Below are 13,261 nucleotides of genomic sequence, written 5' to 3'. Positions count from 1 at the left end.
CGCGAAGCAGCGCTCGGGGCTTACTGCGCCCCAAGCGTCAAGCGGGCAACCTGGTTGGTACGAATAAAACGACTTAAATCAACGGGCTGGCCCTGGTAGTGAACCTGTACCGCTGCCGGTGCGCCAATTTTCAGACGATAAGGCGCCGTACCGGAGAGGCTGAGTTTACCACCACTACGTTGCATTCCGCTGAACAGTTTTTTACCTGCCGCATCGGTCACTTCCAGCCAGCAGTCGGCATTAAAATCCAGTACGACCGTATTTGCATCAGCGGCGGGCGGGCTAACGCTGGCGCTGCTGGTTGGTAAAGGGGAAGCGTTATGCGTTACAGGCGCGGGCTCGGTAACTGGCGCCTGACTTGGGGAAACGACAGCATTCGCGTTATCAGCGCTGGCGGTTGCCGTAGGCGCTGCGGCAGCTGGCGCAGAGGTATTCGGCGCTGGCGCGCTGGTACCGGGCGCGGCGGTGTTAGCCGCAGCGCTGCTGGTATTGTTGGCGTCATTTAACGGCACGCTGGTCCCCTGGTTTTCAGGTTGCGTTGCTGTCTGAGACGTACTATCGATGCTGCCGCTGTCGGTTAAAGGAATCGACTGGCTATTATCGTCAGCGGTACTGCTCTGATCGGAGAGCGAGACCAGATCGTCCTGGGCGGCTTTATGGTTCTGCCACCACCAGGCGCCGGTCAAACCCACCACGACAAAAACCACCAGCCAGGTAAAAATCATTAACCAGCCGTCACGTTTTTTACGCCGTTTGCCCAGCGAGAAGCTCTGCATCGGCTCGACCTTTGCCGCACGCACCGGAGCCTGCTTCGCCATCATCGGCAGCAGCTCCTCTTCAGGCACGTGAACCAGACGCGCATAAGAGCGAATGTAACCACGTAAAAAGGTTGAGGCTAAATCAGCGGGGGCTTTATCCTCTTCAATGTTTCGCACGGTGGAAAGTTTCAGGCACAGGCGCTCAGCTACGTTTTGCTGTGTCAGCCCCATTTGCTCACGGGCTGCGCGCAGGCGGGTGCCTGTGGAATTTGCTGCTGCTGTTGTATCTTGAGTGGCTTCAGTATTCATTAGCTAGAAAATGCTGGTACTGTATCGATTGTGGAAAATTTTGCGCCAGTTGCTGACCGTAACGTGCTTTATCTACGGTCCGCTGTTCCAGCGCAGCGAAACGAATCTCCAACCACAGGCTTTCTGCTGTCGCAGGCACGCTGTGATGATATACCTCTAACAAAAGCCGCGCTTGCTCAAGCTCATGTTTTTCAAGATGCTTTTTAGCTTCAGTCAGTAACGCATCCACCTTGTGCCGATCGTTCTGCAGCGCCTGGAGGAGCATCTGTCGTGCAGATGCATACTCCTTCTGCTGCAACCAGCAATAACCGGCGCGTTCCTGACTGTCAGCCCTCGCTACGGCAGAATCCTGCACCGCAGCCAGAGTAAATTGTTGATGCGCCGCATCATACTGCCCTAAACCGCAAAGAAACGCACCGTAATTGTTAAGTACATAACCATTTTTTGGTGCGTTTTTCAGCGCCATTCGGAAATAATGGTGCGCCATTGCACTATCATTTTCCTGCTGACAGAGACGCGCCATCGCCAGCAGTACCCGATAATCTTTTGGCGCATCCTGCAACGCCCGCTGCAAATTGCGCCGCGCCGCCGACAATTCCCCCTGCGAGAGGTAAATCAGCCCCAACTGCAGGCGAATTTGTCCGCTGGTGCCGGGCTGTTTTTGTCCGTTGCAGCCCGTCAGCATCAGCGTCGCTAATACTATCAGGCAGGGTAATCCTTTACGCATACCGCCTCCCTGTGTGATGAAGTCTGGTATGTTACGCCAAACTCAGCAAGGCAGGCAGCCTGTAACGCCTGAAAAAGGCTTTACTTGTCCGGTTTCAGAGCGCCTTCACAGATATTTGTTCACCGGCCATTTTCTTGCGCAGCGTACGCTTGGTGCGGTCAATAACATCACCGGCCAGCTGACCACAGGCGGCATCAATATCGTCACCACGGGTTTTACGAACGATGGTGGTAAAACCATAGCCCATCAGCACTTTCGCAAAGCGATCGACGCGGCTATTCGAACTACGGCCATAAGGCGCGCCCGGGAAGGGGTTCCATGGGATCAGGTTAATCTTACATGGAGTATCCTTCAGCAGCTCTGCCAGCTCATGGGCGTTATCGGTGCTGTCGTTAATATGATCCAGCATGACATATTCAATCGTAACGCGACCCTGATTAGCATTGGATTTTTCCAGGTAACGGCGCACCGCAGCCAGGAAGGTCTCAATATTATATTTTTTATTGATCGGCACGATCTCGTCACGAATGGTATCGTTCGGCGCATGCAGCGAAATCGCCAGCGCGACGTCGATCACATCGCCCAGCTTATCCAGCGCAGGCACTACGCCAGAAGTGGAGAGCGTGACACGACGCTTGGAGAGGCCAAAGCCGAAATCATCCAGCATAATTTCCATCGCCGGGACAACATTATTCAGGTTAAGCAGCGGCTCGCCCATGCCCATCATCACGACGTTAGTAATCGGCCGCTGGCCGGTGACTTTAGCGGCACCAATAATTTTCGCGGCGCGCCATACCTGGCCAATGATTTCAGAAACGCGCAGGTTGCGGTTAAAGCCCTGCTGTGCGGTTGAACAGAATTTACACTCCAGCGCACAACCAACCTGGGAAGAAACGCACAGCGTAGCGCGGTCGTCTTCCGGGATATAGACCGTTTCCACCAGCTGATCGCCAACGCGAATCGCCCATTTAATCGTGCCATCGGCAGAGCGTTTTTCTTCAGCGACTTCCGGCGCACGGATTTCGGTTAACTGCTTGAGCTTATTGCGCAGCACCTTATTGATGTCGGTCATTTCATCGAAATCATCACAGCAGTAGTGATACATCCATTTCATAACCTGATCGGCACGGAAAGGTTTTTCGCCAAGGGAAAGGAAAAACTCGCGCATCTGCTGACGATTAAGATCGAGCAGATTGATTTTTTCGCTTTTGGGGGAAACAACAACGGGAGATGCGGACGACGGCGTCACAATGTGTTCGGACATAATTTTCTCTGGCCTCGTTATTACACGTTATGGCCCTGGTTAGGGATAAAAAAGAAGCGCCCTCGCTGAGTAAACTCATGAGGGCGCATTATTGTACAAATAACTGTAGCGTGAAGCTATTGCACGACCGGTTAACCTGACAATTAATTTGTAACTGTCATTGTGCGGTCAGGCGCATCCGTGATTAACGGGTACGCGGGCAAATCTCGTTTTCACCGAAAAAGAACGCGATTTCACGTGCAGCAGACTCCAGAGAGTCAGAACCGTGCGTGGCGTTTTCAGTGAAGCTGTCAGCGTAATCAGCACGCAGCGTACCAGCCAGCGCGTTAGCCGGGTTGGTTGCACCCATCAGATCGCGGTGACGCTGAACGGCGTTTTCGCCTTCCAGTACGGAAACAACGATCGGACCGGAGGTCATGAACTCAACCAGACCGTCGAAGAAAGGTTTGCCTTTATGCTCGGCATAAAAACCTTCCGCCTGCTCCTTGGTCAGGTGCAGCATTTTTGCAGCAACAATTTTGAAACCAGCGGCTTCGAAACGGTTATAAATTGCACCAATTACGTTTTTTGCCACCGCGTTGGGTTTTACGATGGAAAAGGTACGTTCTACTGTCATTTTGACCTCTGTCTTAACTTCCAGGTTAAGCCGGTTGTGAATATATTGATACCGGCCTGTGAAAACGGCGCCGATTATAGGGGCGCAGAGCCAGCTTGCCTATCTCAGAATCAGCAATTTATAGAAAAAGTATGATCCTTTTCGCGTTGCTGCTTCATTAATGCTCATTCTGACCCTACCGTAATTTATTCCACGGTAAAAGAGACGGCGGCGACCTGGCCAGCAGCATCCAGCACGCTGAGCTGATATTGCCCCGTACGATTAAATACCAACCGCTGCGTCAAACTGCCGTCGGCAGCGCTCAGTACTTCACCATTAAGAAACCACCATCGCGCCGTACCTTCTCCTCCCTGTGTGGTTACGCTCAGCGATAATTCAGATTTTCCCGGCAGACGATGCAGAATCTGCCCATCCCGTATGCCGGTTAAGAGTAGCGGCGGCGCGATACTTTGCAGGGCTGGCGCACAGCTGGCCGAGGGCAACGGCAGACGCTGCGCGCGCCGCTCGTTGGGCAGCAGCCACGGCTCCAGCGGCATGGGCCAAAGCGCTACCCGCCGGGCCCGCGCGCCACTGCAATCCGCTGCAACCCGCTCTCCTTGCGCATTGAGCCAAACGGTTTGCTGCAGGCCGAAAAGCCCTTCCTGACCGTCGGCAAGCAGGGTGGGTGGCGTGGTGCCGTTTAATACCCAGCTTTGTCGTCGCTGACGGCAGTTGCTGTCGCCTGCAGGCAACGGTTGTCCGCCCGGCCAACATAACGTTAACGCACTCACGCTGGCGGGACGCGGATCGGCAGGCAGCACAGCCCCACGCAGCTGCGGCGAGGCCATCAGCAGATGATGCACCTGATTAAGAACCGGAATAGCGCTTGCTGCACCAAACTGACCGGCTACCGGCGTGCCATCAGGCCGTCCAACCCATACCCCGATCAGATAACGCGCATTGATCCCGATAGCCCAGGCGTCACGATAGCCATAGCTGGTGCCGGTTTTCCAGGCTAACGGCGCTATCGCAGGCAACGCGGCGTCAGGCTGAGGCTGGGCTTCGCCCGCCAGAATGCGTCGTATAATCCAGGCCGCGCCAGGGGATAACAAAGGCCGTTCGATTAAGGGATCGCTGGCCAGCATACGCAAACGGGCCGCCTGGCCATGCCGGGCAAAAGCGCCATATGCCGCCACAATCTCTTCCATGCGCGCACCTGTGCCGCCAAGAATCAGCGACAGATTAGGTTCTGCCGCAGCGGGAAAACGCAGGGTTAAGCCCGCATTACGCAGCGCCGCAGTCAGACGTTTCGGACCATAAGCCTCCAGAAGCTGCACCGCAGGCAGGTTTAGCGAACGAACCAGCGCTTCGCTGGCGCTAACCGGGCCATGAAAGCCGGTATCAAAATTACCGGGTCGATAATCGCCAAAGCGGCGCGGCACATCCTGTAGCAAAGACTCTGCGGCGATCAAGCCATCATCCAGCGCCAGCCCATACAAAAAGGGTTTCAGCACCGATCCCGGCGATCGTACGCTGCCGATCATATCGACATGACCGAAGCGGCTCTCATCGTTAAGATCGACCGAACCCATCCAGGCGCGCACCTGCATCGTAGTATGATCCACTACCAGCACCGCCATAGAGGTACGCGGCGGCAACGATCCTTTCCAGCCCTGCGCTAACGCTTCGATCTGCCGCTGTAGCGAGGCATTGATGGTGGTGGTGATTTTGCCCTGCTTTGATAACGCCAACACCCGCCGCGCCAACAAAGGCGCTAACTGCGGCATCTGGCGCGGCGCAAGCCACACCGGCTCCTGCATTATTTCCTCAACGTCCGCCCGTGGCCAAACGCCATAGTCTGCCAGACGTAACAACACTTTATCGCGTGCTGCCTGTGCCCGTTCAGGCCAGCGGTCGGGGCGTAAACGGCTTGGCGCCTGTGGCAATACCGCCAACAGCGTCGCTTCGCCGCGCGTGAGCGCTGCAGGCGACTTACCCAACCAGCTCCAGCTGGCTGCTCCCACGCCCTCCAGCGTTCCACCAAAGGGCGCGCGGTTCAAATAGAGCGTTAATATTTCGCGCTTGGAGAGATGCCATTCCAGCTGCAATGCACGCCAGGCCTGATGCAGTTTGCCAGCAAAGGTTCGCGGCTGTGGATCGATCAACCGCGCAACCTGCATGGTAAGGGTGCTGCCGCCAGAGACGATCTCACCACCGCGTAGATCCTGCCAGGCTGCCCGTAAAAGCGCTAATGGATTGATGCCCGGATGATGCCAGAACCAGCGATCTTCATAAGTCAGCAGCGCCTGCAGATACCAGGGCGAGACTTCTTCCGGCGTGACCGGATAACGCCAGATGCCGTTTTTATCAGCGAAGCGCCATAGCGGGGTGCCATCTTCTGCTACCACCAGGCGGGCAGGTGCGGCCTGCTGCAACGGTAAAGGAAACAAACGATCCGCCATCCACAGCAGGGCCAGCAGAAAAAACAGACCTGCCAGCACAATTTTTACGGGGCGTAAAAGAGATTTCATAAAAAATAACGCCCGGTTTTACCCGGGCGCTCAGTTAGCGAACCGTCAGCCGCGCCGGCGTTTCACCGGTTGCGCGCCACTGCGGCACATACATCGATTCCACCTGCGGCGCCGGAACCTGATAGTTACCTGGCGTAACCGCTCGCGCTAAATAGAGCAGTTGAGCGGGCCGGTAGTTGTCCACATCAATAGCGGCAACAAAGCGATCGTCACGAAACTCCATGTGCTTAATGCTGACCTGCTGCATATCATTCATCAACTCCTGCACGTTCGCCGCGCTTTCGCCCAGGCTGGCGCTGGCGCTGGCAAGGTTCTGATTCTCCAGCTCCAGCCCCGCAGGAAGCAGATCGGTAACCAGCGCATCCGGCACACGGTCGGTAGCCGAGACGGTGAGATGCACCAATATCAGTTGGCCACTTTTCACTGCTGTCAGAGACAAGGGGTTGCCATTGAGATCGAGATATTCACGACGCACAGCAAGGTTATGACTGGACGCCGGCGGCGGGATCTGCGGGTAGCCGACTACCTCCAGGCGGCCATATACCGGGGCCTCGCTCAGGCTGTTTACCGTTATCCCAGCATCAAGCAGCGACTCGCCAGGCGGCAGAATGCGGGTTTTATTGCCGCTAATCAGCGCCTCCTGCTCATTGAGCCTTACCTGCCACGCCGTGCTTTCATCTTGCTCCAGCGTATGTGCTGCAAGAAATAGCGCATTGTTTTCCTGCGTCGATAGCCACTGCTTCCCGTTAAGCTGTTGCGCCAGAGCAATAATTAAATTGTCCTGCGCTTCCGGCAGTAACTGATACTCGCGCAGCAGGGTGACAATTTGCGCACTGTCACGCAACGGGCTGCCGTAATCTTCCAGCCAGTAAAAATGGGCGGGACGCACGCTATGTATGCCCTGGTCCAGCAGCGCGTTGGCGCGTGGCGTATCGCCCATCAGCTTCAGCGCCACGCCCAGCTGCACCAGCGCCAGGCCCGATTTTGCCTGTGCTCGCTGTTCATACAGCGCACGCAATGCCCCCAGCGGCGCTTTTTGCTGACGTGCCAGAACCAGCGCAGCGTAAGACTGCACGTTAAAGCGCGTTGCCGCAGCATCATTGCTGTAATACACCTCTATTTGATTGCCATCCTGCAGGTAGCGCAGCAGACGCTCATTGCCTTTGGCCAGGATCGTCTTATCAGGATGATAGCCCTGCTCGCCTGCGCGCGTCAGGAAATCCATCGCATAGGCTGTAAGCCAGAATTCTTCGGCGCTCTCCTTACCCCATAAACCAAAGCCGCCGTTATAGCGCTGCATCTGGCCGATACGATCAATCCCGGTTTCAATCGCCGCGTGTCGCTCGCTATCGCTACCGCTTTTAATGCCCAGGGCCGTCAACTCTTTATGATTGGTGTATAGCGAGGGCCACAAACCGCTAATAGTTTGCTCCAGGCAACCGTAAGGCCAGGCATAAAGCTCGCTGATATAACGTGCAATGTTAAGTGGCGGACGGCCACTCAGCGCCAACTGGCTCTGTACTGTCGCAGGCTCCAGTCCGCTGAAGTTTTCAGCAGGCAACTGCCACGGCGTCCCGGGGCGTATAACAGCGTTAAAACTGCGCGTCTCTGCGGGCCAGGCGGGCCGTACGCCAAGGACCCAACGGCCTTTACCCGGTGCCACATTTTCGCCCGGAATTTCCACGCCTGTAATAAGAGCCTCAATACTGCCTTCGCCATAACCCATTGCGGCACTGACCGGCACCAATAGCGTGGTGCGCTCTCCCGGACGCAGGCTTATCTGGTGCGGCGACGGATCCATCAGCGTTACCAGACCACTGGCCTGCAGGTTAACTGTCAATGTTTGCGGCCTTTCTGTGAGGTTGGTGATATCCAGCGCCAGACGGCTGCTGTCTCCGCCAGCCAGAAAGCGCGGCGATGCCATTTGAGTAATTAACGGCGCGGCAACCACCACGGTGCTTTCACTCTGGCCGAAGCGATCCTCGCTCCATGCCTGCGCCATCAGCCGCATCTCCCCGTTAAACTCCGGTATCGGCAGCGTAATGGTGCCCTCGCCGTTGGCATCCAGCGTAACCGGCTGAAGCTGTGTAGCCAGAATATTGACATGATTAACCGGCTGTTGCCCGCCGCGCTTTAAAGGATCGCCTTCATCGCCATCTCCACCGAAGCGCAACGCGGCCAGCCGCCCCTGCCCTTCGATTAGCTGTCCATAGACATCATACTGATCGGCGTTATAGCGCTTACGTCCAAAAAAAGCAGCATAAGGATCGGGCGTTTTATAGTCAGTAATGTTCAATACACCGCTATCAACAGCCGACAACAGTACCTGCACCTGCTTCGGCATATCACCGCCTGCGCTCGATGCCTTTACCTTTATCGTGAGGTTTTGGTTTGGTCGTATTTTTTGCGGCGCCGTTAGCGTCAGATTCAGTCGGCGCGCCTCGTCCTGCATCGGTAAATGTAAAATTCCTACGGCGCGCTTCGGCGTAATGCCCTGCGCTTTATCTCCGGGACGAATAACCAGCGCGCTGAAGTAAAGGTCGTGACGACGCCACGCCTTATCGACAGGAACCGCCACCTGGATGCCCCCGGCAGGTACATCGACTGTTTGCCACCAGAGCGGACCGCCACTTGACTCCACCAGCAGATAGCCTTTGCCTGCAGCAGGCGCTTCTATCTGTACCATCGCCCTGTCGCCCGGCTGATAGTTGGCTTTATCCAGCTTGAGTTTCACCTGATCGGGCCGCACCGCGCCGGTGCCATCAGTATTATCCTGCCAGCTGTAGCCTGCCCAAAAACGTATGCTACTGCGGCGCTCACTGTCAGGCGCAACCGCTTCGATTCGATATGAGCCCCACTCTACCGGGAAAGCGACTCTGGCCTCGCCTTCAGCGCTAAGCGTTATCTGGCGCGTCTCTTCAACCAGATCTTTTTGATCATAACGTGACTGCCAGCCATCGCCTTCGGCGAAACTCCAGTAATAGTCACGTCGTTCACGGATCAGCCGTACTTCAACCTGCTGATCGGTTATTTTTTCGCCGCGCGCATTAGCCAGCACAATGCTGAATTCTGCGCTGCTGTTCTCATCGACAACCGGCTGCATGAGGGTGGTGTCGTTGCGGTAATCATAAACCTCTTTACTGGCAAATAATGGGCGGATGCCCGGCAGCACCTCGGCAGGCCAGATCGCCTGGCTAACGCGACGTGTAACCGGACGCCCACCGCTTTCCAGCAGGCTGGCCTGCAGAATAAGACGAGCTGGCGAAGCTATTTCCTGCCAGGAGGCAGGCGCGGCGACCGACGCCTTGCCCTGCGTATCCAGCGTCAAATCGATTTCATCCAGATTGCGCTTCAGCCCCTGCTCATTAATATCGCCGAACTGATAGCCAGGCAGGCTTTTCACCGCTTCGCGATCGGGACGCAAAAACAGCTGCCCCTGCAGGCGATTGCCTGCAGCCGGCGCGCCATACAGATAACGTCCGCTGACGTGAAAGTTGATATCGCTGGTTGGTGATACAGGCCGATCGCTGGCTGTCAGGCTGAGCGCCATGCGCTCCGGCATAAAATCTTCGACGCTAAACGGCCACTGACGCGGACGGCCATCGCCCGCATCCACCCGTAGCATCCAGCGCCCGGTCGGCGCATCTTTTGGTAACGGATAACGCAGCTGCCACAGGCCGTTTTCCGGCTGCCAGGTCAGGGTGCGTGCCGTGTCACCATCCGGCTTCACAATATCTAACTTTACCGGCTGCGGTGGCAGCGGTTTGCCATCCGCGTCGCGCATCAGCGCATTAGCGATCAGCGTCTCGCCTGGGCGGTAGAGATCGCGCGGCCCGAAAATAAACAGCTGTTTGTCATAGCCTTCAGGCCCGGCAACGGCAAACTCCGCCAGATCCAGCGCCGGGCGACTAAGATCGATCAGCGACGTTTGATCGTTTTTGGTTGCGAGGATCAACTTCGCTTTGGCCTGCCAGGGCAGTGTCGCATGCCCCTGATCATCGGTGGTGGCCTGGCTTAAGATATGCCCTTTTTCATCCAGCATGCTCAGAGCCACGCCATCCAGCGACGCGCCATCCTCCAGCCGCTGGCTAAAGAGATCCACTCGCTGTGGGAACTGATGCAGCGAGAGGCCAATATCGCTGAGCGTGAAGAGCGTAGCGGCATTGGTGTAGCTGTAAGTTCCCGCCTGCTTCATAACGGCCAGATAGACGCCTGGCTGCGACAGCGGCTTAATATCCCCCAGCGGCAGCTGGAGCTGTTCGCGCGTATTGCGTACCGGGTTCAAATCAAAACGTCCGGTATAAACCAGATCCGCCTTTTGCAGCAGCGATTCAGACTGCCAGGTTTGCAGGCTGTTGCCATACTGCCAGTCGGCAATAAACGCCGGCAGGGAGGCCATTTTAATGCGGAAGAAATCAACATCCACCTGATTGACGTTAAGCGCCATTACCGGCAGCCCCGTTGTGATGCGCGTCGGCAACAGCGATCCACGGCTGGCGAACCCTACCATCGGCTGTATATCACGCGTGGTCAGCATCTGTTCCGCCGCTTTTTCCAGCGTGGCGCCGTTAGCGGCTTTCAGCCCGCTATCAACACGCACCTTGAGTTCTCTTGCTGGTTCCAGATGACGAAAACGCAGCTCTTTACGGTTAGGTGAAAGCTCCCAGCCGCCCTCCAGTGCGCCGCTTTTGCTGTCTGCGATATGAGCATATTGATTAAAGTTTTGCTGCTCATTCAACGAAACGGAAAAGGTCACCACCAGCGTGCCGGCGCCGTCGAGCTGCACTTCTGAAATATCGATAACCTGCAGCGGCTTGCCCTGCTCTCGCGCCTGCTGTGCGGCCCGCTGTTCAGCGCTAAGCTCAGTTGCGCTGCTCCTGGCTGTGGCCGTTGGTTGACTGGCGGCGGCCTTCAACGGCGTATCGGAATTGTTATCATCACAGCCGCTCAGCAGCATTAGCGACAGCAGCCAGGCGGCGCCAGCTTTATACCTTAACCGGGACATAGTTACTCCATGGCAAAAGTGCCTTGTAAAATCAGAGCGGCATTATCGCCTGAACAGAGAGAAAATTTAACAAGCCTGAATAATTTCCTGCGCAGCACCTTATTGCTCTGTTTACAAATTCTGGCAAGCGCTTATCGTGACGAAGAGAGGTTATTGCGGCGAGTGCCGCAAAACAAATGTAACCCTGAGGAAAAATATTTCGCTTTTTGCGGCTGCTTTTCCGAATCTGTAATCATGAACGCAGCATCAAAGATTGGGCCTTGAGCTGGGCTGCGAGATCGTCGACACTCACAGCACATCATTGGATATTGAGGTTGTTATGACATCCGCTCTCTTTGTAACCGCTCAGTGGTTAGCTGAACATCAGAACGATGCAGATTTGCAGATTATCGACGCGCGTATGGCGCCTGCGGGTCAGGAGCACTTACGGGATATGCATGCCGAATACGCGGCGGGACACCTGCCCAATGCGCCTTTTTTTGATATTGAGCAGCTCTCCGATCGTAACAGCCCTTATCCACATATGATGCCGCGTCCGGAAACTTTTGCGGTGGCGATGCGAGAGCTGGGCATCGACAGCACAAAACATCTGGTGGTATATGATGAGGGCAATCTGTTTTCAGCGCCACGCGCCTGGTGGATGCTGCGCGCCTTCGGCGTTGAACGGGTTTCACTGCTGGCGGGCGGCCTGGCAGGCTGGAAGCAGGCTGGCTATGCGCTGCAAACCGGCGATGTCGATCTGCCGGAAGCGGAGTTTGAAGCACACTACGATCCGCAGTTGGTGAAAAGCGTTACTGACGTGCTGTTGATCAGCCATGAAGGCACCGCGCAGCTGATTGATGCGCGCCCGGCCAATCGCTTCGCAGGCGAAGTTGACGAGCCGCGTCCAGGCCTGCGTCGCGGCCATATCCCCGGCAGCAGGAATGTCCCCTGGGGTGAGTTGGTGATGAACGGTCAACTGAAGCCGGAAGCGGAGCTACGCGCCATTTTTCAGCGTCAGGGCGTAGACTTAACCCAGCCTATCGTAGCCAGCTGCGGTTCTGGCGTCACGGCGGCGGTCGCTATCCTGGCGCTAGCAGCGCTGGGTATCAAAGAGGTTAAACTGTATGACGGTTCATGGAGCGAATGGGGCAGCCGCGACGATCTGCCTGTTGCCACGTCGCACTAAGCGCCGCGGCCTGGGGTAAGGCATCGCCACAATAAAGAAGGGTCGCCAGGCGACCCTTTAATCATTTATACGCTCTGCGCGGCGGCGAAGCCAACTTAGATAATGCGCTGGCCGCCTTTGAACTCACGCAGGAAACTTCCCCAGCGTCGTTCATAAAACGGCGTAATGTGCGCCGTGAAGAAATGGCTGATGCCCTTCTCGCCTTCGACGATTTGGCAGATATCCACCGGTTCATCATCCAGCACCGTATCGGTGGCGACCGCCCCTACAGCGCGAATGATCTTATCGATATCCTCATCCGCCTCAATAGCGATCAGCAGATTAGGTCGATCGTCTGCCTGCTCTTTGATATGCGCAACAAACGCCCGGCGCACCTGCTTATATTTGCTTAACAGCTGCGTTAAAGAATCGATCATCTGCGCAGGCGGCTCGGCAACTTCCGATAGCAGCAGCGGCGTACCGCCCTCCAGCACCGTTTGCTGGCTTAGCGCATCGCCCTCTTCCCCCAGCAGATGAGCAATCTCGCGTGGAGAGAACTCTTTCCCCGCTGGCAGTTTGGGATTAAGAAACAGCGTTTCGCCCTGCGTCATCTCAAACAGCGTGCGTACCGGCAGAATGACATAAGACTGTTCGCCCTCTGTCGCTTCCGCCATCGCCGCTTCGGAGGTAAAAAAAGGAATCACGCTGGTGCCATCTTCCTTTTCCCAGTGCTGTAGCTCTACCGGCGTGCTGGCATCCAGCTTTTCATCAGTGCTGCTGCCCGGCACCCAAACGCTGGCTTCCATCAGCAGGGTAAAAAACTCTGGCCGATGCGCAGGCTCGGTCGCCGCCAGTTCCAGCACCTTTTCCAGACGTGCGTTAGCGTTTGTTTCCATGTGATTCATGCTCTTTCTGTCTTGTTTAA

Annotated in this window: 9 protein-coding genes; 2 read left to right on the top strand and 7 right to left on the bottom strand. The window is 56.2% G+C overall.

Annotated elements, in window-relative coordinates; translation table 11 throughout:
• Positions 1-20: 20 nt before the first annotated feature.
• From rodZ to ACQE32_RS00610, 6 genes are all read right to left on the bottom strand, one after another.
• Positions 21-1,067 carry a cytoskeleton protein RodZ gene (gene rodZ, locus ACQE32_RS00635; RefSeq protein ID WP_427021182.1) on the bottom strand — a complete coding sequence of 349 codons (1,047 nt, stop codon included), beginning with the start codon at positions 1,065-1,067 and terminating at the stop codon, positions 21-23.
• The gene (gene pilW, locus ACQE32_RS00630) at positions 1,057-1,794 is read right to left on the bottom strand and encodes a type IV pilus biogenesis/stability protein PilW (RefSeq protein ID WP_426971655.1); all 738 of its coding nucleotides are present in this window, start codon (positions 1,792-1,794) and stop codon (positions 1,057-1,059) included. Before pilW ends, rodZ begins: the two co-directional genes overlap by 11 nt.
• A 94-nt stretch (positions 1,795-1,888) precedes the next feature.
• Positions 1,889-3,058, bottom strand: coding sequence for a bifunctional tRNA (adenosine(37)-C2)-methyltransferase TrmG/ribosomal RNA large subunit methyltransferase RlmN (locus tag ACQE32_RS00625; RefSeq protein WP_085070716.1), 1,170 nt, complete (start codon positions 3,056-3,058; stop codon positions 1,889-1,891).
• A 184-nt stretch (positions 3,059-3,242) separates the two neighbouring features.
• Complete coding sequence (ndk, locus tag ACQE32_RS00620) at positions 3,243-3,674, bottom strand: nucleoside-diphosphate kinase (protein ID WP_038624703.1); 432 nt, start codon at positions 3,672-3,674, stop codon at positions 3,243-3,245.
• A gap of 185 nt (positions 3,675-3,859) precedes the next feature.
• A complete protein-coding gene (pbpC, locus tag ACQE32_RS00615) occupies positions 3,860-6,184 on the bottom strand; it encodes a peptidoglycan glycosyltransferase PbpC (RefSeq protein ID WP_427021181.1) in 2,325 nt (774 codons plus the stop codon).
• Between the two features lie 34 nt (positions 6,185-6,218).
• Complete coding sequence (locus tag ACQE32_RS00610; protein ID WP_427021180.1) at positions 6,219-11,189, bottom strand: alpha-2-macroglobulin family protein; 4,971 nt, start codon at positions 11,187-11,189, stop codon at positions 6,219-6,221.
• Positions 11,190-11,198: 9 nt separating this feature from the next.
• On the opposite strand from ACQE32_RS00610, the gene ACQE32_RS00605 reads away from it, so the two are divergent.
• On the top strand, positions 11,199-11,453 hold the full coding sequence (locus ACQE32_RS00605) for a hypothetical protein (protein ID WP_250650597.1): 255 nt from the start codon (positions 11,199-11,201) through the stop codon (positions 11,451-11,453).
• Between the two features lie 55 nt (positions 11,454-11,508).
• Complete coding sequence (sseA, locus tag ACQE32_RS00600; protein ID WP_426971650.1) at positions 11,509-12,357, top strand: 3-mercaptopyruvate sulfurtransferase; 849 nt, start codon at positions 11,509-11,511, stop codon at positions 12,355-12,357.
• A gap of 95 nt (positions 12,358-12,452) precedes the next feature.
• Here the strand turns inward: sseA and sseB are convergent, their stop codons facing one another.
• Positions 12,453-13,232, bottom strand: a complete 780-nt coding sequence (gene sseB, locus ACQE32_RS00595; RefSeq protein WP_427021179.1) for an enhanced serine sensitivity protein SseB — start codon at positions 13,230-13,232, stop codon at positions 12,453-12,455.
• Positions 13,233-13,261 lie beyond the last annotated feature (29 nt).

This window comes from Pantoea sp. FN0302 (assembly GCF_050113775.1).
Taxonomy (GTDB): domain Bacteria; phylum Pseudomonadota; class Gammaproteobacteria; order Enterobacterales; family Enterobacteriaceae; genus Mixta; species Mixta alhagi.
Note: the sequence above shows the minus strand (reverse complement) of the source record. Positions and strands in the feature narration are given on the sequence as shown.